22 protein-coding genes are annotated in these 25,781 nt (G+C 69.6%); 9 read left to right on the top strand and 13 right to left on the bottom strand.

The genetic code is table 11. The annotated features are described in order from the left end of the window. Positions 1-154: 154 nt before the first annotated feature. Positions 155-760 carry a DUF4232 domain-containing protein gene (locus CDO52_RS03310; RefSeq protein ID WP_017621494.1) on the top strand — a complete coding sequence of 202 codons (606 nt, stop codon included), beginning with the start codon at positions 155-157 and terminating at the stop codon, positions 758-760. A 193-nt stretch (positions 761-953) separates the two neighbouring features. Here CDO52_RS03310 and CDO52_RS03305 read toward each other — a convergent pair whose 3' ends face one another. The 3 genes from CDO52_RS03305 to CDO52_RS03295 form a co-directional block, all read right to left on the bottom strand. Then, a complete protein-coding gene (locus CDO52_RS03305) occupies positions 954-1,814 on the bottom strand; it encodes an SURF1 family cytochrome oxidase biogenesis protein (protein WP_332459802.1) in 861 nt (286 codons plus the stop codon). A 246-nt stretch (positions 1,815-2,060) separates the two neighbouring features. Further along, entirely contained in the window at positions 2,061-3,173 is a 1,113-nt protein-coding gene (locus tag CDO52_RS03300; RefSeq protein ID WP_017621496.1) for a chaplin family protein, read from the bottom strand. Between the two features lie 622 nt (positions 3,174-3,795). Further along, entirely contained in the window at positions 3,796-5,388 is a 1,593-nt protein-coding gene (locus tag CDO52_RS03295) for a catalase (protein WP_094932196.1), read from the bottom strand. Between the two features lie 470 nt (positions 5,389-5,858). Here CDO52_RS03295 and CDO52_RS03285 point away from each other — a divergent pair, with 470 nt between their 5' ends. Then, a complete protein-coding gene (locus CDO52_RS03285; protein WP_152471876.1) occupies positions 5,859-7,079 on the top strand; it encodes a CapA family protein in 1,221 nt (406 codons plus the stop codon). Positions 7,080-7,200: 121 nt separating this feature from the next. Here CDO52_RS03285 and add read toward each other — a convergent pair whose 3' ends face one another. Both add and CDO52_RS03275 read right to left on the bottom strand, forming a co-directional pair. Then, complete coding sequence (gene add, locus CDO52_RS03280; protein WP_017621500.1) at positions 7,201-8,241, bottom strand: adenosine deaminase; 1,041 nt, start codon at positions 8,239-8,241, stop codon at positions 7,201-7,203. 177 nt (positions 8,242-8,418) lie between these two features. Beyond that, positions 8,419-9,936 carry an aldehyde dehydrogenase (NADP(+)) gene (locus CDO52_RS03275; protein WP_051060938.1) on the bottom strand — a complete coding sequence of 506 codons (1,518 nt, stop codon included), beginning with the start codon at positions 9,934-9,936 and terminating at the stop codon, positions 8,419-8,421. A gap of 961 nt (positions 9,937-10,897) precedes the next feature. On the opposite strand from CDO52_RS03275, the gene CDO52_RS03270 reads away from it, so the two are divergent. The 3 genes from CDO52_RS03270 (at position 10,898) to CDO52_RS03260 (ending at position 13,536) form a co-directional block, all read left to right on the top strand. After that, positions 10,898-11,464, top strand: a complete 567-nt coding sequence (locus tag CDO52_RS03270) for a TetR/AcrR family transcriptional regulator (RefSeq protein ID WP_026126365.1) — start codon at positions 10,898-10,900, stop codon at positions 11,462-11,464. A 100-nt stretch (positions 11,465-11,564) separates the two neighbouring features. Continuing rightward, a complete protein-coding gene (locus tag CDO52_RS03265) occupies positions 11,565-12,443 on the top strand; it encodes an alpha/beta hydrolase family protein (RefSeq protein WP_017621503.1) in 879 nt (292 codons plus the stop codon). Positions 12,444-12,915: 472 nt separating this feature from the next. After that, entirely contained in the window at positions 12,916-13,536 is a 621-nt protein-coding gene (locus tag CDO52_RS03260) for an HD domain-containing protein (protein ID WP_026126366.1), read from the top strand. A gap of 242 nt (positions 13,537-13,778) precedes the next feature. On the opposite strand, the gene CDO52_RS03255 is transcribed toward CDO52_RS03260, so the two are convergent. From CDO52_RS03255 to CDO52_RS03245, 3 genes are all read right to left on the bottom strand, one after another. After that, entirely contained in the window at positions 13,779-14,537 is a 759-nt protein-coding gene (locus CDO52_RS03255) for a sulfite exporter TauE/SafE family protein (RefSeq protein WP_094932195.1), read from the bottom strand. A gap of 245 nt (positions 14,538-14,782) precedes the next feature. Further along, complete coding sequence (locus tag CDO52_RS03250; RefSeq protein WP_017621505.1) at positions 14,783-15,739, bottom strand: SPFH domain-containing protein; 957 nt, start codon at positions 15,737-15,739, stop codon at positions 14,783-14,785. Between the two features lie 373 nt (positions 15,740-16,112). Further along, positions 16,113-16,898: an ABC transporter ATP-binding protein gene (locus CDO52_RS03245; RefSeq protein ID WP_017621506.1), complete on the bottom strand. Its 786-nt coding sequence runs from the start codon at positions 16,896-16,898 to the stop codon at positions 16,113-16,115. Between the two features lie 222 nt (positions 16,899-17,120). Between CDO52_RS03245 and CDO52_RS03240 the strand changes: the two genes are divergently transcribed. The 4 genes from CDO52_RS03240 to serB all read left to right on the top strand — a co-directional run bounded on the left by CDO52_RS03240 (position 17,121) and on the right by serB (position 20,874). Beyond that, the gene (locus CDO52_RS03240) at positions 17,121-17,906 is read left to right on the top strand and encodes a hypothetical protein (RefSeq protein WP_094932194.1); all 786 of its coding nucleotides are present in this window, start codon (positions 17,121-17,123) and stop codon (positions 17,904-17,906) included. Between the two features lie 192 nt (positions 17,907-18,098). Next, entirely contained in the window at positions 18,099-18,794 is a 696-nt protein-coding gene (locus CDO52_RS03235; RefSeq protein WP_094932193.1) for a DUF1707 SHOCT-like domain-containing protein, read from the top strand. 65 nt (positions 18,795-18,859) lie between these two features. After that, positions 18,860-19,516, top strand: a complete 657-nt coding sequence (locus CDO52_RS03230; RefSeq protein ID WP_017621509.1) for a DUF1707 SHOCT-like domain-containing protein — start codon at positions 18,860-18,862, stop codon at positions 19,514-19,516. A gap of 125 nt (positions 19,517-19,641) precedes the next feature. Beyond that, positions 19,642-20,874 carry a phosphoserine phosphatase SerB gene (gene serB, locus CDO52_RS03225; RefSeq protein ID WP_033302191.1) on the top strand — a complete coding sequence of 411 codons (1,233 nt, stop codon included), beginning with the start codon at positions 19,642-19,644 and terminating at the stop codon, positions 20,872-20,874. Between the two features lie 459 nt (positions 20,875-21,333). Here the strand turns inward: serB and CDO52_RS03220 are convergent, their stop codons facing one another. The 5 genes from CDO52_RS03220 to CDO52_RS03200 are packed head-to-tail and all read right to left on the bottom strand — an operon-like array spanning position 21,334 to position 25,459. Next, on the bottom strand, positions 21,334-22,788 hold the full coding sequence (locus CDO52_RS03220) for a cytochrome P450 (protein WP_017621511.1): 1,455 nt from the start codon (positions 22,786-22,788) through the stop codon (positions 21,334-21,336). Next, positions 22,785-23,384 carry a GTP-binding protein gene (locus tag CDO52_RS03215; protein WP_017621512.1) on the bottom strand — a complete coding sequence of 200 codons (600 nt, stop codon included), beginning with the start codon at positions 23,382-23,384 and terminating at the stop codon, positions 22,785-22,787. The genes CDO52_RS03220 and CDO52_RS03215 overlap by 4 nt, the downstream gene beginning before the upstream one ends. After that, positions 23,362-23,727, bottom strand: a complete 366-nt coding sequence (locus CDO52_RS03210; protein ID WP_017621513.1) for a DUF742 domain-containing protein — start codon at positions 23,725-23,727, stop codon at positions 23,362-23,364. Before CDO52_RS03210 ends, CDO52_RS03215 begins: the two co-directional genes overlap by 23 nt. Further along, complete coding sequence (locus CDO52_RS03205) at positions 23,724-24,137, bottom strand: roadblock/LC7 domain-containing protein (protein ID WP_017621514.1); 414 nt, start codon at positions 24,135-24,137, stop codon at positions 23,724-23,726. Before CDO52_RS03205 ends, CDO52_RS03210 begins: the two co-directional genes overlap by 4 nt. After that, on the bottom strand, positions 24,134-25,459 hold the full coding sequence (locus tag CDO52_RS03200) for an ATP-binding protein (RefSeq protein ID WP_017621515.1): 1,326 nt from the start codon (positions 25,457-25,459) through the stop codon (positions 24,134-24,136). Before CDO52_RS03200 ends, CDO52_RS03205 begins: the two co-directional genes overlap by 4 nt. Positions 25,460-25,781 lie beyond the last annotated feature (322 nt).

Genomic DNA, 25,781 nt, shown 5'->3' with positions numbered 1-25,781 from the left:
CGAGGCGTGCCGTTGATCGCCATTCCACTGCCGCCCAACCGGGTTTACCTGCGCTGATGTCCAGTTCAGGCCAATCCGCGCGCCGTCGGAGGGTGAACCCCTCCTGCCATCACCCCGTCCTACGAGGCACACGTCCCCACCACGGAGGCACACCATGACCGTTCACACGTCCGACAACCGACGACGGATCATCCGCGCTGCGCTGACCGCGGCGATCGCCGCACCCGCTGTTGCCCTCGGCGCCGTACCGGCGGCGGCCCAGTCCACCACCGACGCGGGATCCGCATCGGACGACATCCGCTGGTGTAGATCCGACGACTTCAAGATCATCGAGAATACGCGCGGAGCCGCGGCCGGCACCGTCTACATCGAGTTCGCAATGATCAGAATCGGCGGCGAGGGCGAGGCCAACAAACCCCGCCAGGAGCCGTGCCTGTTGGACGACCGGTTCGGCGTGCACTGGATCGACGACTACCAAGGGGACCGCGTCGGCGCCTGGGCCGAGTACACCGAGCCCAACCGCGAGCCCTTCGTCCTGGAGCCCGAGGGGGTCGCGCTGATGACCCTGGCCCAGCCCAGTCACGGGAACTACGATCCCGAGGTCTGCGAGCCGAGCCGGGTCGCCGGAATCCAGGTTTACCTGGGCTTCCACGAGACGGGCGGCGGAGTCTACGCCCCGACCGGGGGCAAGGACACCGTCTGCGCCAACCCTGACGTGGGGGCGCCCCGCATCCACAGCGTCGTCAAGTCCCCGTACTGACTCAGGCGTTCACCCTCAGACAGCATTCCCTCAGACGGTTCTAGCCTCAGACAGTCCATCCTCGGACGTTCACCCGCGGTGCTGACGAAGGCGCTCCGGGGCGGGACGCGGCACGGCTTCGAGTAGGCGCGTCCGGCGCGCAATGGTACGGGGATCGGCCCGCAGTCGTCGGTGGCCGGATCAATGCCGGTACTCAACTCCGGGATTCGGTGCGCACGGGCGTGTCCGACGGTGGTTCGGCCGCATCGTCGTGCGTATCGGATCCACGGGTCGCGTTCACGGATGCTCCGTCACCCGGCGGATTCTGCTCGGCGGTCCGGGCATCGCGGAGTTCGCGGCGCATGAGGAAGATCCAGCCGATGATGGCGACGGCGGTGAAGACCCACCACTGCACCGCGTAGGACAGATTCATCCCCATGTTGGTCTCGGGAGCGGCGACGCGTTCCGGGGCCGGGTCGGACGGAGGGTCCTGGTCAGTGAGTTCGGCGAAGCCGCCGTAGACGGGGTAGGGCAGGTCGGCGGCGATCTTGTCGACGTCGATGATCATGATCTGCCCCTCGGGGAGGCCTCCGCGTTCGCGGATGCCCGTGTTCTCCGGGGTCTCGCTGTACTGGATCCTGCCGGTGACCGTGACCTCCCCCGTGGGCGGGGGCGGAACATCGGGCTGGGCGGTGGCCGTGGCCGGCATCGGCACCCAGCCGCGGTTCACGAGGAGAGCGGGGCCGTCATCGGTCACCAGCGGGGTGAGGACGTACAGGCCGACGCCCCGTGAGCCGTTGCGGTTGCGCACCAGGAGCTCGTGTTCCGCGTCGTATGTGCCGGTGGCCTCGACGGGCTTCCACCGGTCGTCACGGGCGACGTCCGTGCCGACCTCGGTCAGCTTCTCGACGGGGACCGGGGCCGACTCGATGTTGGCCTGCTGCAGGTTGGCCGCCGCCTGCTTCTCCTCCCACCGGCCGAGCTGCCAGAAGCCCAGCCAGATGAACGACGGCACGACCAACAGCACCAGCGCGTGGAACGCCAGCATGCGCGATGAGAAGAGAACCCGGAACACACCTTCGAGGTTAGGAGATGGCCTGGAGCCACGCGCATCGCCCCGGGTCTGAGCGGCGGAGCGACGAACGCGGAGGGCAGCGCCCGACCGAACGCTCGATCACGGGCCAGACCGGGCGACACGAACGCCGGGCCCGGGGAAGATCCCCGGGCCCGGCGCCACGTGGTCAGTGGAGATGACCGGATTCACACCGGTCGATCAGCGGGTTTCGCCTTACACCTGTTTGCCTCACACCTCGGCTTTGCCTTACACCTCGGCGTCGGTGTCGGCCGCGGCCTTGCGCTTGCGGGCGAACCGCATGGCGGCGGCGCCACCGCCGAGGGCCGCGATGCCAGCGGCCACCAGGCCGCCGAGCGCGGCACCGGTCACCGGCAGGCCCCCGCTGGCGTTCTTGTCGTCGGCGACCAGGTCGACCTCAGCGTCCTCGCCCGACTCGGCGCCCTCGTCCGGGCTCTCCGCGCCGTTGTCGGCCTTGTCGTCGGAGCCCTTGCCGTTGTCCTTGCCCTTGTCGTCGCCGTTGTCGGAGCCGTTGTCCCCGCCGTTGCCGTTGTCGTCCCCGTTGCCGTTGTCCCCGCCGTTGTCGTCGGAGCCGTTGTCGTCCCCGTTGCCGTTGTCCCCGTCGTCACCGCCCTTGCCGTCGGAGATCTTCTTGATGCAGTCGGCCTTCGCGACTCCCACAGCGGAGACGGCGTTGCCGCAGATCTCGACGGCGACGTCGGCCGGGACGATGACCTGGTTACCGCTGGCGATGCCACCGGAGCCGTCGGTCTCCGCGCCCTCGTTGTCCGAGGACGAGGACATGGCCTTGACCACCTTGGTGCAGTCGGCCTTCGAGGCCCCGCCGACCGCGACGGAGTTGCCGCAGACCTCGACGGCGACGTCCACGGGGATGATGATCTGGTTGCCGCTGCCGATGCCACCGGAGCCGTCGGTCTCCGCGCCCTCGTTCTTCGAGGAGGAGGCCACGCCCTTGACCACCTTGACGCACTTGGCCTTGGAGACGCCGGCCACGGCGGCAGAGTTGCCGCAGACCTCGACGGCCGCGTCGACCGGCATGATGATCTGGTTGCCGCTGCCGATGCCACCGGAGCCGTCGGTCTTGGCGCCCCCCTCGTCGGAGGAGGCGTAGAGGACCTTGGCGACCTCCTTGCACTTGGCCTTGGAGATACCCAGCGCGGCGACGGAGTTGCCGCAGATCTTGGCCTCGACGTCCGCCGGGACGCTGACCTGGTTGCCGCTGGCCACACCACCGGAACCGCTGGTCTCGGGGCCGGCGAAAGCGGGGACGGGTGCCGCGACGACCAGGCCCGCGGTGAGCAGAGTCGCGTAGGCGGTGGTGGAGAGCTTCTTACGCATCATGTTCAGGCATGACCTTTCGCAGACGCATTCGCAAGACGAGCATGGAAGACCCTGACGCCACCTGAGAGCGGGTAGCAGTGGCCGCAGGTCCCGCTGACATGCGGGGGGATTTCTGCCCTGTGCTATGGGCGGCGGCTATAGCCGACCGAGTCCCATCATGTGGAGGGAAAGGCGACGGAACGTTTCCCGAGCCGCCGATGTCCATAACCTAGCAGCTTTTCGAGGATGCGCGACCTTTTTGGCGAGTAATTCCCGATAGGGCGAGAACCGTCCGCATTATGCCCTTCACGTTCTGTCATATTCGCTGGATATGAGAGCGAAGACCCCCGGATTCCCCCGACAGGAGCGTCGCCAACTTACTCGCGAGCAGCCACTGGAAAACCGACATAAAACCTTCAATCGGACACATCTCACGCCCACGGACATTGGAGATCCACAGAGCTACGGCCCACGAAATAGTCGAAGATATTGCCCCTTATCCGTAATCATCACTATTTCGTCAATTACTCCGCGTGCCTGGTTCCGGACACAAGGAAGCCCCGGGCGCAGATCGATGGATCCGCACCCGGGGCAGGTTCTGGCAGCCGATCGCCGCTGCCGGTCACCGTGGGTGAAGCGGCTACTAGCCCTGCACGCCCAGACCCTTGGCGACACCGGTGCCGAGGTCGGGGTGGATATTGGTCCAGTACTCGACGACGCGCTTCTTCATGTCATCGGTGACCTCGGAGGCCGAGGCGTGGCCGACGATGTTGCTCACCATGTTGGCGCGGTCGGACTCGGAGAGGACCTTCTCCCAGAGCGTGCGCGCCTGGCCGAAGTCGTCGTCTTCCTTGTGCAGCTTGTAGGCGGAGCGGATGATCTCACCCGTCACCTCGTACTGCTCGCCGTCGTACAGCGTCTCGGCGGCGACCGGACCGCCGACGGTGTTCGGCGCGTAGACCGGGTCGACCTGGTTCGCGTAGGTCATCGGGCCGTCGAAGTTGTAGCTGCGGACCGGCGACTTCGGCTGGTTCACCGGCAGCTGAAGGTAGTTCGGGCCGATGCGGTAGCGGTGCGTGTCCGGGTAGGAGAACAGGCGGCCCTGGAGCATCTTGTCCGGGCTGGCGCCGATACCGGGCACCAGGTTGGACGGCTCGAACGCGGCCTGCTCGATCTCCGCGAAGTAGTTCGACGGGTTCCGGTTCAGCGTGAACTTACCGATAGTGATCTCGGGGTAGTCGCCGTGCGGCCACACCTTGGTCAGGTCGAACGGGTTGAACCGATAGTCGGCGGCGTCCTCGAACGGCATGACCTGCACCTTGACGGTCCAGGAGGGGAACTCCCCGCGCTCGATGGCCTGCCACAGGTCGCGACGGTGCGCGTCGGGGTCCTCGGCCTCCAGGGCCTTGGCCGCACCGGCGGTGAGGTTCTCGATGCCCTGGTCGGTCTTGAAGTGGTACTTGACCCAGAACTTCTCGCCGCTGGCGTTGTACCAGAGGAAGGTGTGGCTGCCGTAGCCGTTGACGTGGCGCCAGTTCTTCGGGGTACCACGGTCGGTCATCAGGAAGGAGACCTGGTGGGCCGACTCGGGGTTCTGCGTCCAGAAGTCCCACTGCATGTTGTTGTCGCGCAGCTGGTTGTCGGCGCGGCGCTTCTGCGAGTGGATGAAGTCGGAGAACTTCGAGGGGTCGCGGATGAAGAAGATCGGTGTGTTGTTGCCGACGATGTCGTAGTTGCCGTGCTCGGTGTAGAACTTCAGCGCGAAGCCACGCGGGTCACGGGCGCTGTCGGCGCTGCCGAGCTCACCGGCGACGGTGGAGAAGCGGAGCAGCAGGGGCGTCTTCTTGCCCTTCTGGAAGAGGTCCGCCGAGGTGAACTGGCTGACGTCCTCGGTGATCTCCAGCTCGCCGAAGGCGCCGCCGCCCTTGGCGTGCACCACGCGTTCGGGAACCCGCTCGCGGTTGAAGTGCGCCATCTTCTGGATCAGGAAGTGGTCCTGGAGCAGCAGCGGCCCGTTGGGGCCGACCGACTGCGAGAGACCATCGCTCGGCGCCGGGTGGCCGGCGTCGTCAGTGCTGTAGGAAACACCGCTGTAGGGAACGCTCACTGCTCGCACCTTTCGGGATAAGGAATAAGCGACCTCGTCGGAGCGGCGACGGATCGCCGCTCCCCTGGCTGTTACACCGGTACGGAGACCGGACGGATCATGACGCGCGCCCTGTCGCGGCGTCGGCATTCCCCTCGTCCGTGCTCGCGCTCTCCGCACGGGACTGTGGACGAACGCCCCAGAACACCACCTCGGCCTTGTCGACGGAGTACCCGTGGTCGTCGGAGGGCTCCAGACAGGGAGCAGCCCCGACCACGCGGTCGACGTCGGTGACCTCGCCGCAGCCCGGCCGTACGGAGGTCGGCGGCGTCGTCCATGCGTCTCAGACTAGGACACAAATTGGACTAGTTCAAGAAAACGATTCAATCCAAAAGAGACGCGCCACTCGCCGGGAGACGCCCCATCCGATCAAGAGTCGGACACGAGGGCTGCTCACAGCGATTACCGCAGCACTTTTTGAGCATGGTCGCGGTCGTACTGCATATCCCCGCGTCCGGCGCACCCGCATGGCCGGATCCGGACAGCCGCGAAGGTCAACTCCGGCCCAGCGATCAGGCGTCACCTAGGTAAGGTCCCCTCCTCTGCCCAGGAGCCCCCCATTGACCAGCCGAGTCGACACTGCTCCGTGGAGTTCCCGCCATCTGCCCACAGCCCTGCGCGTGGGCTCGCTCGTGGTCACCGCCACCGTCGCAGCCGCCTGCACCGCCGGAGGCGACGTCCAAGGGACGGCCGAGAGCTCCTCTCCCACCGACCCCGAGGGGGCGGCCGCGAGCTCGCCCTTCACCATCGCCTTCGGCGGTGATGTGATGTTCGACGGTCTGCTGCACGAACGGCTCGACAGCGACCCGGCGACCGCCCTCGGGCCGATCGCCGACACGCTGTCCTCGGCTGACCTCGCCATGGTGAACCTGGAGACCGCCGTCACCGGCGGCGGTAGACGCGCTCCCGACAAGGAGTTCGTGTTCCGCGCCCCGGCGACGGCCTTCGACGCGCTCGACGCCGCCGGTGTCGATGTCGTGTCGGTCGCCAACAACCACGGCATGGACTACGGCGTCGACGGGCTGCGCGACACCCTGCGCAACGCCGAGGAGGCCGACTTTCCGGTGGTCGGGGCCGGGAAGAACGTCGACGAGGCGTACGCGCCCTATACCACTGAGGTCAACGGCAACTCCGTCGCGATCATCGGGGCCACCGACGTGATGGACGAGCACCTCGTCCCCACCTGGACGGCTGGGAAGGACCAGCCCGGCCTCGCGTCCGCCAAGTACGAGATGCGCGAGCGGCTGACCGCGGCGGTGCGCTCCGCCGCCGAGCAGGCCGACACCGTCGTCACCTTCCTGCACTGGGGTCTCGAGGGCTCGCACTGCCCGCTGCCGCACGCACCCGGCCTCGCCCGGGAACTCATCGACGCCGGGGCCGACGCCGTGGTCGGCGGCCATGCGCATGTGCTCTCGCCCGGAGGTTACGTCGGCAACGCCTACGTCCACTACGGCCTGGGGAACTTCGTCTTCTACAACTTCAGCGGCCCCACCGCCGAGAGCGGGGTGCTGACCCTGACCATGCAGGACGGCGCGGTCCTCAACGACGACTGGCTGCCCGCGCGGATCGAGGGCGGGGTCCCGATTCCCTATGAGGGCGGCGCCGCCGATGACGCCCGCGACGAGTGGGAGCGGTTGCGCACGAGCTGCGCGACGGACCTGGCGTCGGTCCCGTCCGATCTGCCCTCCGATGGGCCCTCCGGCGCCGCCGAGCGGGGCGGGGGCGCGAGCGCTGGCCCCGCCGATGACCACGCCGATGACCACGCCGATCCCACCGGATGACGGCCGACCGGCACGACCGGAGACGGAACCGCGCAGGTCGTCGGCTGGACGGGTCGGCCGGCTCCCGGGCCCCTGGGGGCCGCGCCTACCAGGCCCACCAGGCCCACCAGGCCGGCCAGGCCTACGGGGCCGGGAAGCGGGCGAGCAGCGCGTCGATCTCGGTGATCATTTCCCGCTTGGCCGACGCGTCAAGGTAGGAAGCCCGCACGCCGTTGCGGGCCAAGGTCGCGAGCTCGGGCGCCCCCAGGCCCAGGCCGTGGGCGGTGCGGTACTCGTTGAGCAGGTCGGTGCCGAACATCGGCGGGTCGTCGGAGTTGAGGGTGACCAGCAGTCCGGCCTCCATCATCCGGGGCAGGGGGTGCTTGCCGATGGTGTCGACGGCACGCGTCCGCAGGTTGGAAGTCGGTGCGACGTCGAGCGGGATCTGCTCGTCGCGGAGCCGACCGACCAGCCGTTCGTCGCCCATGCTGTCGATGCCGTGCCCGATGCGTTCGGCGTGCAGCAGGTCCAGCGCCTCCCAGACGTGGTCAGCGCCGCCGTTCTCCCCCGCGTGCGGAAGGCTGTGCAGTTCGGCCGCGCGCGCACGACCGAACAGGTCGGTGAACGGGGCACGGGAGACCTCGATTCCACCGACACCGAACCCGACCACGCTGTCCGGCCCGTCCCGCAGCACCGCGTCCAGGGTCTCCTCGCCCGCCTCCAGGCCGTAGTCGCCGGGGAAGTCGGGGATCCAGCGCAGGTGGATCCCGTGCTCGCGCTCCGCCTCACGCCGGGCGTGCTCGATACCGTCGAACACGACCCGCGCCGGGATACCGCGCATGAGGTGGCCGTACAGGCTGACGTGCAGCTCGGCATAGCGCACGTTCTGCGCCGCCAGGGTGGCGGCCACGTCGGCGGCCAGCAGCGCGAAGTCCTCCTCGTCGCGCAGCGCCTCGACGGAGGCGAGGTAGACCTCGATGAAGTGCGGGAAGTCACGGAACTCGTACCAGTCCCGGATCTCCTCCGGTGTGCCGGGGATGCCCTCCACCCGGTGCCGAGCGGCGAGCTCGATGAGTGTCGCGGGCCGCATGGAGCCCTCGAGGTGGACGTGGAGTTCGACCTTGGGAAGGTCGCGGATGAAGGCCTCGATACCGGGGGCCTCGGCGGTCAGGGAGCGGTCCATGCCGCGACGCTACTCGGCCCCCAACCGCCCCTCCAAGCCGGAATCGATCTTTTGACACCACTTTGTCAGCCCGCCCCTGCCAGCCTGCTTTTGTCAGCCTGCTCGCACCCCGTGCTCCCGCAGCTCGTCCCGGAAGTTGGCGCACCCCGGCAGCGTGGCCGAACGCCGTGTCGCCGGTCAGCCGGATTCGGGCTTCCCGTTCACCTTGCGCGGGATACCGAGCGGGTTGCCGTCGCGCAGCGCCTCGGGCAGCAGAGCGTTGGGAACGGACTGGTAGCTCACCGGCCGCAGGAACCTCCGGATGGCCGTGGCACCCACCGATGTGTGCAGCACCGACGTGGTCGCCGGGTAGGGGCCGCCGTGGGTCATCGCGTGGGTCACCGACACCCCGGTGGGCCACCCGTTCCACAGCACCCGTCCGGCCCGCTCGGTCAGGAGCTCCAGCAGCCGCGGCGCGACGGGGTCGTCCTCCTCGGCGTGCACGGTCGAGGTGAGCTGGCCGTGCAGCAGCCCGGCCACATCCGCGAGCTGGTCCTCCTCGGTGTAGCCGACGATCAGCGATGCCGGGCCGAAGCACTCCTCCAGCAGCACGCCGGGGTGCCGCACGAGCGCCTCGACGCTGGTGCGCAGCAGCGTGGGCGTCCACCCCTCGGCGGTGTGCGCCCCGCGCACGAGCACCTCGACCTCCGGTTGCTCGGCGAGTTCGCCAAGGCGGTGCTCGAAGCCCTCGGCCACCCGCGGGTTGAGCAGCGGCGCCTGGGCCCTTTCGGCGACGTCGCCGGTGAGCGTGCTCAGGTCGCTCTCCTCGGGCACCAGCAGAATGCCGGGCTTGGTGCAGAACTGCCCGGCGCCAAGGGTGAACGAGCCGACGTAGCCGGAGAGGATCTCCTCGCCGCGCGCCTTCATCGCGGCGCGTGTGACGAAGACGGGGTTGACGCTGCCGAGCTCGCCGTAGAACGGAATGGGCTCCGGGCGGGACGCCGCGAGGTCGTGCAGGGCGCGACCGCCCGGGATCGACCCGGTGAACCCGACGGCCCGCGTCAACGGGTGCAGCACCGCGCGCTGCCCGATCTCCATTCCGAGGACGACGGCGAACACACCCGCGGGCGCCCCAGCGTCGGCGAGTGCCTGGGCGACCACCCGGCCGGTGAGCCGGGTCAGGTGCGGGTGACCGGGATGTGCCTTGACGACGACCGGGCACCCCGCGGCGAGCGCCGATGCGGTATCGCCCCCGGCGGTGCTGAACGCGAACGGGAAATTGCTCGCCCCGAAGACGACGACCGGGCCCAAGGGGACGAGCATCCGCCGCACATCCGGGCGCGGCCCCATGCCCCATGCGGGGTCCTCGACGTCGATGGCGGCCTCCAGGTAGGCCCCCTCCTCGATCAGGTCGGCGAAGAAGCGCAGCTGGAACGTGGTCCGGCCGAGCTCAGACCGGCAGCGGGCCTCGGGTAGGTGGCTCTCGGCGATCGCCACCGGGACGAGCTCCTCGGCCGCGGCGTCGAGGGCGTCGGCCACAGCGCGCAGCATCGCCGCGCGCCGGGCCGGGCGCAGCCCGCCGAAAGCGGGGGCGGCGGCCGCGGCGGCGGCCATGACGTCATCGAGCTCGGCCGGACCGGTGTCGGGAATGGGGGTGACGGCGGCGCTCGTCCCTGCGTTCGCCGTCCCTGCGTTGGCCGATTCTGGGTTGGTCATGCCGGTGTCGGTCATCGGTCGCCTCCGGAGCATGGACAACGTGTGATCCAGCTCCTACTCAATCGCCTTTCGCCGCCCGGCGGAAGAGCACCTTCTCCGGCTGTGGACACGCCTTCTCTCGACGCCGACCTTCCGCCCCGACGGAGCAGAGATTCGCTTGCGCCGCCACTTCCTCGGCCCCTTCCTCGACCCCATCCCCGGCCACTTCCCCGGCCACTTCCCCGGGGGTGCTCGGCACTCATCGCTACAGGGGCGTCGACAGCGCGACCACCAGGGGTTTTCCGCCCTGACAAGTCGGCATAATCCGCAGTAAGGATGCAAAATCGGCACGCGAAAAGCCGGAGGTTTACCGGCCGTGTGCGGCCGTTGCCGCACCGGTCCTCAGGGGCGCCGGTCATTCGACCGGAACCACGTCACGCATCCGACCGGCCCCGGCGCCGCCGGTGCCCCGGATCGGGCGTGCCGCGGCTCCTCGCCGCCACGTTCCGCCTGGTCAATGGCGTTCCAGGCAGCGGTGGCGGTCCCGTGGCGGCGGTCTCCGCACCCCGCGTCCGCTCACGGTGCCCCGCACAGCGCCCCTCATCTCGCGGGTGGCGCGCAACGTCCTCTTCCGTGCCCTCTTCAGCGCCTTCCTCCGCGGGACAAACCCGCCGAGATCGCCTTACCGTGCCAGTGGACGCCGAATCCCGCACTCCATCAGACCGGAACCGGCCATATCCCCGCTTCCAGCGAAGTCAGCGCCTTAAAAGCGCGATATTACGGGAACCATTCCCAACCGGAAAGGCATCATAGAGACGTGATGACTACTTCCCGCAGTTCCACCTCCAGGCCACGGGAGGCCGAGGAATCCGGTAATGGTTCCACCGGGCACCTCGGACATACCGCATGGCCGATGCTCGACACCGCGGGGCAGGCCCTGTCGCAAGCCCCCCTCCGCCGCCTCCCCGCCCAGCAACGCAGCATGGTCCGGGTCCAGCGCATGCTGGACGCCTGCGCCGAACTCCTCGACGAAGTCGGCTACGACGAGCTGTCCACAACCCGGATCGCCGAACGCGCCAACGTCGCTATCGGATCGGTCTACCAGTTCTTTCCGGACAAGAAGGCCATCACCCAGGCGCTCGGCCTGCGCTACCTTGACATGTTCAGCGCGCGGGTGACCGACCGGCTGTCCCAGGGCGACTTCTCACACTGGTCCGAAGCCGTCGATGTGATCATCGACGAGTACCTCGACATGCACCGCCACGTGCCGGGCTTCCGTAGTCTGCACTTCGGCGACGCGGTCGACATCCGCCTGTTCGACGCGAACAACGACAACAACCAGGTGATCGCCGCCCGCCTACGTGACCTGCTCATCTCCATCGCCGGCGTGGAGGAGAGCGCGGAGCTCGACCGCGCCATCACCGTGGCCGTCGAGTCCGCCGACGCCGTCCTCAAGCTCGCATTCCGCTGCGATCCCGAGGGCGACCAGCATCTCATCGACGAAACCAAACTGCTTCTCCGCAGCTACCTCAGCCGACATTTCGCCTGAATTAGGCTGCAAGTTGCCCGCCGCGCACGGATGAGGTTCGCGATCCGCGACCGCCCCGTCGAGACCGGCGCACGGCGTTCGAACATGGGAGGATCCCCCAGTGGTAGCCGAAAGTACGCTCACTCGCCCGACGACCGGGACCGCGGCCGGTGTTCCCTTCGTGGCGATGCCGCCGGTAGTCGCCGGGGGCGACGGCCCCGCCCCCGTGATCGTCTCACTCCACGCGTTCGAGCCCCCGCGCAGCGAAACCGCCCTCGCGGGCACGCTCCCCATGGCCTCGCTACCGGCATGGCGCTTCTACCTCGGCCTGCCGATGTTCGGCGCCCGCCTGCCCGACGGCGGGGTCGCCGAGGTCAACCGGCGCGGGCAGACCGACTACCTGATCCAGCTCTTCGGTCCCGTCGTCGAGCAGGCCGCGGCCGAACTCGGTCGCGTCATCACCGAGCTGCGCGACCGGTTCCCGGTGCACGACGGCCCCATCGGCCTGGCGGGCGTGGGTGCCGGTGCGGCCGCGGCCCTGCTCGCCCTTGCTGAGAGCAAGCTCCCCATCGGCGCGATGGGCCTGGTCAACCCGGTTGTCGAACCGGCTCTGGTGCTCGGTGCCCGCGAGCGGAGACTCGGGGTCGCCTACGAGTGGACCGAGGAGTCCCGCGAGATCGCCGCATGGCTGGACTTCACCACCCGCGTGGAGGACCTCGCGGCCCGGCGCCCGCAGCCGCCGCTGCTGATCATCAACGGCGGTATGGACGAGGTGGTCCCGCCCCAGCACGGCCAGGCCCTGCACGACGCCCTGGCCCCGCGCTACGCGCCGCATGGGGTACGCCAGATCGTGATTCCGGACCTTGCTCACACCATGGGCCCCGAGCCCGGCCTGGAGCCCGGTCCGCCCGCACCGGGCAACGTCCTGGCCGATCGCGCCCTCACCGAGTGGTTTCACCAGCACCTCAACGCCGACGCCGAGGCCACGGTCAGACTCTGACCGTCGTTCCCCGAGCCGGGGAACGACGGTCGAACCACCCGCGCTGAGCGCATGATCGGACGGAAAAGTACGGGGGCGCGGATGATTCGCGCGTCGAAGCTCGATACGGTTCTTTCCACCAGGCGTGGATCGCGGTGCGCTGGGCTCGTTGTTGGCTACAGCGGTTCGTTACAGCGCCGCGCCGCCCTTTCCCTCGATGCCACAACGCGTCATCGGCAATGGACGCGGGCGCGGCACCGGAGCGCACAGCCACAGGGACGACAGCGGAGCACGGGCAGGGAGCTGGACGAGACGATGGCAGCCACACCGGCCGCGGTCTCGCGCACCCACGCGTTCATCCGCCGCTTCCCGCCCCCTCTCTTCTCGGACGCTCCGGGGTCAATGGGCCCCCGTTCCATGGGATCATCCGTGTGGCGGCCGGGCATCCCCCTGGTTCTACGTGATCATGCAGCGCGCTAGGAGGGCGACTTACGTGACAGAACCGGCACCGGTGTTTGCCAGCGGGGTCGATCACGAACGGCTCACGTCCCAGCTCCGGTTCATCCTGGAGACCGACAAGCTCAAGCGGATCCTGCGCCGGAACATGCTCGTCGACGGTTCGCGGCGGGAGAACGACGCCGAGCATTCCTGGCATCTCGCCTTGACCGCCCGGGTCTTCGCCGAATACGCGCCGGAGGGCACCGACATCGACCGCGTGGTCGAGATGCTGGTCCTACACGACATCGTCGAGATCGACGCTGGAGACACCTTCGTCTACGACGCCCAGGACTCGGTCTCCCAGCCCGAGCGGGAGCGCTCCGCGGCCGACCGGATCTACTCCCTGCTACCCGAGGACCAGGCCGCGCACGCCCGCGCCCTGTGGGACGAGTTCGAGGAGCGCACGACCCCCGAGGCCCGGTTCGCCAAGGCCATCGACAGGCTCGCCCCGATGCTCGCCAACTGGCACACCGAGGGCGGCACCTGGGTCCGCTACGGCATCACCGCCGCGCAGGTGCGCGAAAAGGTGAAGACGATCGCTGAGGGATCCGAGGCGCTGGGCGCCTATGCCCTCGCGCTCACCGAGGACGCCGCTCGCCGCGGCTACCTGCGCTGACAGCCTCCGCGCCGCGCGGGACGACGACGCGACACCGCACCGGGCCGCGCCCCTCGCCGGGCGCGGCATCGGGCGCGGATGTCCGGGCGGACCGTCGGACGCTGTCCCTGGCCCTGCTGCTCGGAGCCGAGCATCGCGCGGCCGAGGTCCGCGGATCCGCGCCGCTCAGCCCCGGATTCGCCGCCCCTGTTCGTCGCCACACCTGTTCGTCGCCACCCCGGGACGTGTCGCCTCCGTAAGCGTCAGATCTGGCCAAGCACCAGCTGCACCATCGCGCTGAGTCCGACGGCCACGATGATCACCCGCAGTGCGAACGGACGGAGCAGGCGGCCGAACCTGGCGCCAACGTAGCCTCCGATGACCGATCCTCCCGCGATGAGGGCCACGACCGGCCATTCGGGCGAGGCGAAGACGATGTAGAAGACGGCGGCCGTCGTGTTGACGGCGAAGGTCAGCGCGTTCTTCAGCGCGTTGACCCGCTGCAGGTCCTCATCCAGGGACAAGCCGAGGACACTGATGAGGACGATGCCCTGCGCGGCGGCGAAGTAGCCGCCGTAGACACCGGCGCCGTACACGCCCAGCGGCAGCAGCGGGCCTCCTTCGGAACGGCCCGCCCGGCGCCGCCGCATCCACGCGCCGAGGCGAGGCTGCGCCATGATGAGCACGCAGGCCAGCCCGATCAGCACGGGAACCACGCGCTCGAAGACGTCCGGAGGCAGGCTGACCAGCAGGATCCCGCCGGTGATCGCCCCGAGGCACGACATGGCCCCGAGCCGGAGCACCCGGCGGCGCTGCCCGGCCAGCTCGCGCCGATAGCCGATCGCCCCGGTGAGTGAGCCGGGCGCGAGGCCGATGCTGTTCGAGATCGACGCTGTCACCGGCGGGTATCCGAGGGCGAGCAGGACCGGGAAGGTGAACAGCGTGCCCGAGCCGACGATCGCGTTGATTCCCCCGGCCCCGATCCCCGCCAGCAGGATGGCGAGCGCTTCCCACAGACTCAATTCCGGCCCCTCGAAGGTGAGTGGACGGCGCCGTTGCCATCACTGATACTGGCCTCCGCCGTGCCGCCCGCGCGCCCCAACGGCGGCGGCGGAATCAGCGGCATCCTGTATACATCCTACAAATCCCCGATGTGCCGACTCGGGGCGCCCCCGGGAGCCGTAGGCCGGACGCCAGGTCGTGTCAGGCCCTCGCCGGTCTCCAGCTCGACTGCTCTGCTGCTGTACTGCTCTGCTGCTGTACTGCTCTAACGCCGGGGCTCGGTCGCGCCCCCGTCCCCGTTCTCTTCTGCGGCCTCGCGGCGCACCCGATCGAAGACGCCACCGATGCCCTCCAGGGCTTTCCCCATCTCGCTGGGCACGATCCAGACCTTGTTGGAGTCGCCCTTGGCGATCTCCGGGAGCTTCTGCAGGTACTGGTAGGCCAGCACGTCCTGGCTGACGTCACCCGAGTGCAGCGCCTTGAACACCATCGTGATCGCGTCCGCCTCCCCGCGGGCGCGCAGCGTGGTCGCGTCCGCCTCGGCCTTCGCGCGGATCATCTCGGCGTCGGCGGCGCCCCGGGCGCTGAGGACCGCCGAGGACGACTCACCCTCGGCCCGCAGGATCGCCGACTGCTTCTGCCCCTCGGCGGTGAGAATCTCCGCGCGCTTGGCGCGGTCGGCGCGCATCTGCTTCTCCATCGCCTCCTGGACCGACTCCGGCGGCTCGATGGCCTTCAGCTCCACGCGGCTGACCTCGATACCCCACTCGCCCGTGGCCTCGTCCAGCACCGTGCGCAGCTCGCGGTTGATCTGGTCGCGCGAGGTGAGCGTCTGCTCCAGGTCCATTCCCCCGATGACGTTGCGCAGCGTGGCCGAGACCAGCTGCTCGACGGCCTGGATGAAGTTGGCGATCTTGTAGACGGCGTTGTAGGGGTCGGTGACCTTGATGTAGACGGCCGTGTCGACGTTGACCGCGAGGTTGTCCTGGGTGATGGCGGTCTGCGAGGGGAAGCTGACCACCTGGACCCGCATGTCGATGCGCTCGCGGACGTGGTCGACGAACGGGACGACGATGTTGAATCCCGACTTCAGCGTGCGGTGGTAGCTACCGAAACGCTCGACCACATCGGCCATGGCCTGGGGGACGATGCGGACGCTACGCCAGCCGATCACGGCCAAGATCAGCACGAACAGCAGCAGGATGATGACGATGGTGCCCATCGAGGCGGCTCCGGCTCTCCTGTCGGGGGTGTAACAGGCTGCATATGGACGCGGACGAATCCGGCACAGACGCCCACGCGGCGATCATAAAACGCGAACAAACACGCGTACGCACGGAACGCCCGTAACCACACATCAAACCCACATCACATGTCCACATTCGGACATGAATGCGGGTTGCGGCCACCCCTTTACGCGCATTTCCAAATGAGTTTTATTCGCGGAACGCGGTCTCCCCCGAGCATCCCCGAATGCCACCGAATACCCCGAATCGGTACCGGTTCCCGCACTCCGGGCACGCACCGCCCGGTACCACGTGTTCTCCGGGCGCCTACTCCGGACCTCTCCCCCAGACCCGGGCCCGGGCCCCGCGTCACACGGCCCGCGCGGTCCACCGGTCGCCGACGCGCTCCACCTTCAACGGCAGGCCGTAGGTCTCGCTCAGGTTCTCCGCGGTCATCACGTCCTCCAGCGGCCCCGAGGCGACGACCCGCCCCTCGCGCAGCAGCAGACCGTGGGTGAACCCCGGCGGGATCTCCTCAACGTGGTGCGACACGATCACCAGCGTCGGCGCCTCGATGTCGTCGGCCAGCGTGCCGAGCCGCCGCACCAGGTCCTCCCGGCCGCCCAGGTCCAGCCCGGCCGCGGGCTCGTCGAGCAGCAGCAGCTCCGGGTCGGCCATCAGCGAGCGGGCGATCAGCACACGCTTGCGCTCGCCCTCCGAAAGCGTGCCGTAGGTGCGGTCCTCCAGGTGCAGCACGCCCCACTGGTTGAGCAGCACGCGGGCACGGCCGTAGTCCGGGGTGGCGTACTGCTCGCCGAAGCGGCCCAGGTAGCCGTAGGCAGCGCTGATCACCAGGTCGAGCACCTTGGTGGAGTCGGGGACCCGGTTGGCCACCGCGGCACCGGCGAACCCGACCAGCGGGCGCAGCTCGAAGACGTCGGTCGCGCCCAGCTGCTCGTCGAGGACCACCACCTCGCCCTCGGTCGGGAACAGCTGCGTCGCCGCGATGCTCAGCAGTGTGGTCTTGCCCGCGCCGTTCGGGCCGATGACGACCCAGCGCTCGTCCTCCTCGACGATCCACTCCACACCGCGCACCAGCTCCGCGTCGTCGCGGCGCACGCTCACGCCGTTCATACGCAGCACATGACCGTTCATCGTTCTCCTTGCACCTCTCCGCGCACTTGACCCCGATGGCCCGCACCCGCGCTCGCCGGGCGACCGGACCGCCATCACCGATGCTCCGGACCGATGATCCGCTGCACACCCGCGCCCGGCGTGCAGCGTTCAGGCCGATTCGGTCCCGCGCCGCCCACGACGGCACGGTGTGAACCTACTGGACGCGCGTGCCGTTCGGACCACCGATCTAGGCTGGAACACATGGTGCGAGAACTGTCATCCCCGCCACTGGTCGCCTGGGGCAACGCGTGGCTGGCCGGACAGGCCGGGCTCGACGACGCCGTCGACGCCGTGGAACGGCGCACGGGGCCGAACACCATCGGGACGACCGCCGCGCCGGAGCTGCCCGTCGAACCCGGCGCCTCGCTGCGATCCACTCTGGCCCGGCTGCGGCCCCTGGGGCTGAGCGCCTTCCGGCTGTGCCTGCCTGTGCCCGGCGATCCGCTCGGGCTCGTGGGGGCGGCGGACCTCAACACGGCCGCGATCGAGGCCCGCGAGGCCGTGCTGATCCGGCTGAAGGATCGGCAGATCGGGCTCGTCCCGAGCGAGGACCGGCGGGGCTCGTCGTACGTGGGCGTCGCTTGGGCGCCCTACCCGGCCGCCGACGCCGCACCGGAGCCGATGCAGCTGGCCGAGGCGGAGTACCGGTTGACCCTCGCCATGCGCGAGTCCACCGACCTGTTCGGCCGGGTCGACGACATCAGCGGCTGGGGACCCGAGGTCGAAAGCGCCCTGGACGCCCTGCGCGATCCCGCACGCGCCCCCGGCGACGGGCTGGCCCCCGGCTACCCGCAACGGGCGCACCGGCTCGCCGCCCAGGCCGACCGCCTGGCCGTCGTGGTCCGACTCGCGGAGCGGGACCACCGGGACAGCGGGCGCGGCCTGTCCGCCGCGCAGGCGGCCGCCCGGCGCGAGGCACTGCGCGTTCTCGACAGCGCGGTGCGCCGTGCCCAGGTCGCCGCCTACGGCGCGGCCTGCGGCGGCTGACTCTTTCGCCGACGCCATCGCGGGCAGGGGCTCGGACGCTTCCGCGGGCCGGTCCTCCTGCCGTTCCGGCCGCTGGCCACTCGGCCCGTTGACCGTTCCGGGGCACGTCAGGGTCGGCCCGCCACCGAATCAGGGGAACCCCAGGGTTGTCTCCGGATCCGTGCGCGATCTCAAGAGCGAATACTCGGAGTTATGAACGACACGACCGACCGCACACCTGCTCGCTCCCCTGATCGCTCGCCTGACAGCGCACCCGGCGCCCCGCCACCGCTGCGTGCCTCCGACACCGACCGCGACCGTGTCGCCCAGGTGCTGTCCCAAGCCCTCAGCGAGGGACGACTCACCCATGAGGAGCACACCGAGCGTCTCGACGCCGTCTACACCTCCAAAACCCTGGAGGAGCTGGCCCCGCTCACCGCCGACCTGCCCGGCGGAAACCCGGCCGCGGCGCCCGGGGCCTCCAGCGCCGCCGCGACACCTACACAGCCGACGACCCCGGAGGACGCCGAACTCCTCGCGTCGGCCACCGGCTCGGAGAACATCATCGCCGTGCTCAGCACCGCCGAGCGAAAGGGCCGCTGGCTGGTGGAACCACGCACCAACGTCTCCACCCTGCTCGGCTCCGTCGAGCTGGACATGCGCCAGGCCCTGATGTCCCAGAACCGGGTCGTCGTGCAGACCTCCGTCATCCTCGGCGGCGTGACACTGGTCGTGCCGCACGGCGTCGAGATCGAGAACCGCGTCACCTCGGTGCTCGGCGGCGTCGGCATCGAGAAGGACCGGCCCGAACCCGCGTCCGGGGCGCCCAAAGTCGTCATCACCGGTCACGCGCTACTGGGCGGCATCGAGGTCAAGTCGTCGCCGGACCAGCGGCACAGCTGTTGCTGACCGGGGATAATCCGGTTGACGGGGCGACTGGGGGCAGTGGCGAGGAACCGAAGACGAGGACAGTGATGGACCCCGAACACATCCGCGCATCAGACGCCGACCGCGACCGCGTCGCCGAGCGGCTCCGGGAGGCCCTTGCGGAGGGCCGCCTCACCCATGAGGAGCACGAAGAGCGGATCGACGCGGTGTACCGGGCCACGACCGTGGGCGATCTGGCGTCCATCACCCACGACCTGCCCGCGCCGTCCGAGCAGAACGGCGCCGACCTCCGGGGGTCGGCCGACAGCGGCGCCCTGCCCATGACCGCTTCGCTGTCCTCCGAGGCGGCGCGGCAGCTGGCGGCCGATAGCAAAGGCCAGGAGAACCTCGTCGCCGTGCTCAGCTCGGCGGACCGCAGGGGCCGCTGGCTCGTGGAACCGCGCACCAACGTCTCGGCCCTCCTCGGCACGATCGACCTCGACTTCCGCGAGGCCGTTCTCACGCAGCGCGAGGTGAGTGTGCATTGCGCCGTGTTCCTCGGCACCCTGGAGATCACCGTCCCGCACGGTGTGCGTGTGGTGAACAACACAACGGCGGTCCTCGGTACCTCCGACTTCCAAGGCACGGAAGCGGTGACCGACCCCAACGCGCCGACCATCAGGCTGTCCGGGACCTGCATCCTCGGCACGATCGACGTCCGAGCCAAGGGCCCCAAGCGCAAGTGGTTCAAGACGGACCGATAATCGCACTCTGTGCTCGCCCCCCCTGCGCGAATCATCGCCCAGGTGAAGGTCAGGTGAACTGCGGACGCATGTTCACCCCCCGGCCCTACACCCCCACGAACTGGCCGAGTACCGTAGTTCACGCGATGAATGATGATTCGACGCTCTTGGTGACCGTTACTGGACGCGACAGGCCCGGCGTTAGCGCGCGCCTGCTGAGCACACTGTCGGTGTTTCCGGTGACGCTGTCCGATTTCGAACAGGTCGTCATCGGCGGTCGACTCGTACTCGGAGCGCTGCTCAGCGTGGACGACACGGTCGCCCCCGGTGTCAGCAAGGCACGGCTCTTCGACGAACTCCGCAGCGCGGTCGAGAAGACCGCCATCGATATCGACATGGATGTGGAGTTCTCGCAGGGCAGCGGGCGGGTGAGCGCCTCAAGCGACGGGCGCCTGCACGTGACCGTCCTGGCGGACCCGCTGCGCCCGGGAGCGCTGGGCGCGATCGCCTCCTGCGTCGCGCGGGCCGGGTCCAACATCGACCGCATCGAGCGGCTGTCGAGCTACCCCGTCACCTCCATCGAACTGGACATCTCCGGTACCGATCTGGACCGGCTGCGCGGAGATCTGGCCATGGAGGCCGCCACCCAGTCCATCGACGTGGCGGTCCAGCGCAGCGGCTTGCACCGCAGGGCCAAGCACCTGATCGTGATGGATGTCGACTCCACCCTGATCCAGGGCGAGGTCATCGAGCTGCTCGCGGCGCACGCCGGATGTGCCGAGGAGGTCGCCCGGGTGACCGAGGAGGCGATGCGCGGAAACCTCGACTTCGAGGAGTCGCTGCGCCGCCGCGTCGCCCTGCTGAAGGGCCTCGACGCCTCCGCCATCGACGCGGTCCGCGAGGAACTCGTGCTGACGCCCGGCGCCCGCACCCTGATCCGGACCCTCAAGCGGCTCGACTACGAGTGCGCGATCGTCAGCGGTGGGTTCACCCAGATCACCGACGCGCTGGTGGACCGCCTCGGCATTGACTACTCGGCGGCCAACACCCTGGAGATCGTCGACGGCAAGCTGACGGGCGAGCTCGTCGGCCCGATCATCGACCGCGAGGGGAAGGCCCAGGCGCTGCGGCACTTCGCCAAGGAGGCCGAGGTCTCGCTGATGCAGACCGTGGCGATCGGGGATGGCGCCAACGACCTGGACATGCTGCGCGCGGCCGGCCTGGGCGTGGCGTTCAACGCCAAGCCAGTGGTGCGCGAACAGGCCCACACGTCGGTGAACGTCCCCTACCTGGACGCGATCGTCTTCCTCCTCGGTGTCTCCCGCGAGGAGATCGAGGCCGCCGACCTCGCGGCCGGGGACAGCCCCGAGTCCGAGTAGCGTCCCGGGTTCGACGGCGTCGCCCGTCGTACGCTCGTCGCGCCCCGCCCCGTGCCGTCGCCGCGGATGTGGCCGCGCCGTGCTCCGAGCCGTCGATGGGGGTGCTCCCATTGGTCGGGAGCGGGAGAGGGTGCGGACGCAGCCGAGGCCGGCCTTCTCCACGACGCGGCGGGAGCGCGTGTCGGCCGCCATCGCCTACGCGAGCGTTCTGCGCGCTCCCGGCTGGCTGAACCCCCACTCCCGGGGCCCCTCCCGCCCGACTCCGGGTGTGTGGTGCGTGAGGCCGACGCGCCACCGGACGGGAGGGGTGGAGGGTCGGGCCAGTAGCCCCTCGAAATTACGCGCCCGGCCCGGGTACCAGCCGTGGGAGGGGCACGCAGACGGTACGTCTGGGACGTGGAGTGAGCGCCCGCAGCGGATCGGGAGGGGTACGACGCCGCCGCGGGCCGTTCCCGGCGGCTACCGCCGGGTCCACAATCGTGCGAGGACGTCCCGGAGCGAGCGCAGCCGACTGGGGAGCGCTGCCTCGGGACGGCGGGTGGATTCCTCGACCGGCGGGAAGTCCCGGTCCGACTCGTCAGGGGAAGGTCCGGAGGCGCGGGCGGCGCCCGCCCCTGTGTCTTCCCCTCTTTCCTCCCCCGAGTCCGCCCCTGAGTCCGTCCCTGTGTCCGCCTCGGGCCGCGCGCCCGCGCCGGGGACGGTGTGCACCGGTTCGGCAGGAAAGCGGACAGGCAGCGCCGCCAGGGCGCGGTGGAATGGTCCGGGCCGCCATTCGAGCCGGTCGACCGGGACGGCCGGTTCCAGGTCCGGCAGCCGGTCCAACAGCCGCTCGATGGCGGTGGAGGCGATCAGGCGTGCCGGCCCCTTGGCCGGGCAGGTGTGCGGTCCGGTACTCCAGGCCAGGTGGGCCCGGTTTCCCGCGCGGTGCTCCGACGCCTTCGACGGGTCGGTGTTGGCTGCGGCGAAGCTGACGACGACCGGCTCGTCCGCGGGCAGTCGCACCCCGGCGAGCTCCACGTCCCGCCGCGGGTAAGTGACCCCGTAGTTCGCCATCGGCGGGTCCGTCCACAGGATCTCGTCAAGTGCGTCCTCGACCGGAAGGCTGCCGCCCGACAGGTCGCCGGCGAACCGGTCGTCGTACAGCAGCAGCCGCATCCCGTTGGCGATGAGGTTCTGTTCGGGCTCGGTCCCACCGCCCTGGAGCACCACGAGCTGGTGCATCACCTCCTCGTCCGTGAGCTCGGCCGGGTGGTCGAGCAACCAGGACGTCACATCGGCGCCGGGGCGTTCGCGCTTGAGCGCCACCAGGTCGGCGACCCCACGGGTGAGCTCGGCGTTCGCCTTCTCGGCGTCGACGCCGTCGAAGATCCCCCTCATGCCGTAGACCAGGCGGTCGCCGATGTCGGGCGGGCAGCCGAAGAGCTCGTTGAAGACGAGCAGCGGGAGGATCTGCGCGTACTGCCCGAGCAGGTCGGCCTCCCCGCTGGGAGCGAAGTGGTCGATGAGCGTGTCGGCGTTCCGCTCGACGTACCCGCGCACCGCGCTCGCGTCCACCCGGGCCAGGCTGTCGGTGACCGCACCGCGCAACCGCGCGTGGACGGCGCCGTCGGCGAACAGGCAGTTCGGCCGGTACATCATCATCGGCAGCACCGGGCAGTCGGCCGGAATCTTCGCCTCCCACCTGCGCGGGTCTTTGGGGAAGGTGCCAGGGTCGCGGAGCACGTCGAGGGCGGTGTCGTAGCCGATGACCAGCGAGGCGGGGACACCGGGGGACAGCTCGACGGGGACGATCGGCCCGCGGGCACGCATCCGCGCGTAGGCCGCAGCGGGGTCGGCGGCGAATTCCGGCCCGTACAGCGGGAAGCGGGCCGGCCCGGCTCCGCCGGACGCGGGGGCCGCGGAATCGAAAGTCATATCTGCTCCTGATGGTCGCGGTTCACGAGGTGGTCGACGAGCGCGATGAGGGCCTTCGTGGAGGACACACGGTCGCGGGCGTCGCAGTTCACCAGCGGGGTGCTCGGCAGCAGGTCGAGTGCCTCGCGGACCTCCTCCAGGGGGAAGTCGGGTGTCCCGTCGAAGCGGTTGACCGCCACCGCGTACGGGACGCCCTGCTGCTCCAGCAGGTCCATCACCTCGAACGAGCTCTCCAGCCGGGAGGTGTCGACCAGTACCAGCGCGCCGACGGCGCCGAGGCACAGGTCCTGCCACAGCTGGTTGAAGCGCGCCTGACCGGGGGCGCCGAACAGGTACAGCACCAGGCGATCACTGATGGTGAGGCGCCCGAAGTCCATCGCGACCGTGGTGGTCGTCTTGTCGCGGATTCCGGCCAGGTCGTCGACGAGGGCCCCGGCCTGCGTCATCGTCTCCTCCGTGCGCAGCGGACGGATCTCGGACAGCGTGCCGACGAACGTGGTCTTGCCGACGGCGAAATGGCCGACGATCAGCAGCTTCACCGCGGACTGCACGGATTCGCGCAGGTAGACGCCGTCAGAGGCGAGCGCGGAGTCCATCGAGCACCTCCTGCAGGAGTTGGGCCTGGGGGATCCGGGCCGCGGGAGCGGGCGCCCGGGTGGCGAGGTGGCCGCTGTCGACGAGGTCGGAGAGCAGCACCTTCGTGACACTGACGGGCAGCTCCAGGTGCCCGGCGACCTCGGCCACCGAGAGCGAACCGCCCCGGCACAGCTCAACGATCCGGCGCTTCTCGGGGCTGAGGTCGGCCATGGGCAGACCATTCGACAGGTCACCGGCAGCCATCACCAGCGTGACCAGGTCGAAGATGTTGCGGGTCGGGTGAGCGCGCCCCCCGGTCACGACGTGGGGCCGCACCAGGGGCCGCTCGCCTCGCGGGCTCACGACGCACCGCCGGCGCTCTCTCGTGGTGGGGCTGTCAGCTCCTTGCCCAGCCGCTGCACGAGCTCTTGCAGCCGGAACGAGACCGCTTCCATGTCCACCTTCTGGGAGGCGGAGACCGCCACATAGGCGCCGGAGCCCGCGGCAACCAGGAAGACGTAACCGTCGTCGAACTCGCTGACGGTCTGCCGCCACGGGGTGGACGCGTCGCCGCAGAAATCGGCGGTGCTGCGAGCCAACGACTGCAGCCCGGACATCGCCGCGGCCTGACGTTCGGCATCGTCCCGTCTGATCGCGTCGGAGTGGGCCATGAGCAGCCCGTCGGCGGACAGCAGAATCGCGTAGCGCGTCTCCGGCATCCGCAGGGCGTCGTCGAGCATCCAGCCCAGCTTGTTGTTCTCGGCTTCCTTCATGGCCGGGGGTCCTTCCCTTCACTCTCGGGCGGGGCGTCGTCGGCGCGTCCCGATCTGGTTCCGCGCTGCCAGGCGCCCATCCCGGCGGCGACATCCTGGGCCGGGCGGCCTGACTGGTCGGCGACCGGAGCGGCGTTCTTCTCCGCCGGGGGCGGCTCGGCGGCTTCGAGGCGGCGGCGTCTGGGCAGTCCGCTGGGCAGCCCAGCGTCGGCCGTCCGGGGTGTGTCGGCGCCATCGTGCCCGGGCGGTTCCGGTGGCGGCGTCGGCGCCGCAGCGGCGACCGGTTTCGTGGACTCCTCGACGATGGGGGGCCGCTGAGCGCCGTCGGTGAGCAGGGAGGAGGGGAGGAACACGACGGCTCGCACGCCTCCGTAGGGCGAGCGGGTGTCGACCGAGACGCTGAACCCGTACCGGGCGGCGAGTACACCGGCCACGGCGAAGCCGACCTGGGGCGGGGTGCCCAGGCGGTGGATGTCCGGGGTGCGCTGGCCGGACAGCATCCGCTCCGCCTGGGCGAGCTCCTCGGCGTCCATGGCGACGCCGGCGTCGTCGATCGTGACGGCCACGCCGTTGTGGGTCGGCTGGAAGTTGACTTCCACCGTGGTGTTGGGCTGCGAGTGGCGCGCGGCGTTGTCCAGGAGTTCGGCCACGGTGAGGACAACCGGCTCCACCGCCCGGCCCGTCACGGCCGTGTTCAGCGAGGAGCGGAGCCTGATGCGCAGGTAGTCGCGGATCCGGGAGGTGGCGCCGCGCACGACGTCGGTGAGGGGCGAGGAGGACCGCTGCTGGCCGGGCCAGGATCCGCAGAGCACCGCTGTTGCCTGCGCCCGCCTGCCGAGCTGCGCGTTCATGTGGTCGATCTTCAGCAGGTCCTCCAGGACGTCCGGGTCGTCGTGGCGGCCCTGCATATTGGAGAGGACGACCTGCTGCTCGTTCGCGAGGCTCTGGACGGTGCGCATCATGGCCCGCAGCGTCGACTTGGCCGAGTCCTCGGCACGACTCCGCGCGTTACGAACGGCGTCGGTGTAAAGGTCCACCACCGCCCCGACATCCTTGGCGAAGGCAGTCCCGGCCAGTGTCCGATCGTGCAGCGGGCCAGAGGCGGTGACCGGGCGGTCGTGCAGTGCCTCGGCCAGCTTGGGCAGGCGGATGGTGACCAGGTAGCGCAACTCCTCGTCGCGGAGACGCAGCTCCGTCGACAGCTCGGCGTTCCTCCGGCTCAGGTGGTCAGCGGCCAGCCGCTGACGAACCAGCAGAGCCGCCAGGGCGATGAGACCAGCGACGGCGATCACGAACGCCACCGGCAACAGGTAGTGCTCCATCAGTTCCTCGACAGCGAGACGTATGGGGGGTGTTCCTGGTAAGGAGTGAGGGGCGCTCCGAGGCATGCGGGGGTGGTCCCGGGCCGGATACCGCGCACTGCTCCGCGTCTCCCAGGTGATGGGCAAGATCACGAGCGGTTATGACGACGCTAGGTGCGCGTGAGCCTCGAAACTTTTTCCCACGCGCAGAGCTCTTTTTCAGAGGCGCATAACACCTCTCATGACACCTCTGGAGAGGGGGTTCCTCCCCTTGGCAAAGGAATCCATGCGGTGTCGGCTGGCACAGGCAGCCACCAAGGAAAGCACCGAATCCTTCGTGCAA

This window comes from Nocardiopsis gilva YIM 90087 (genome assembly GCF_002263495.1).
GTDB lineage: Bacteria > Actinomycetota > Actinomycetes > Streptosporangiales > Streptosporangiaceae > Nocardiopsis_C > Nocardiopsis_C gilva.
The sequence above is the reverse complement of the archived record's forward strand: the minus strand, read 5'-3'. Positions and strand labels throughout refer to the sequence as shown.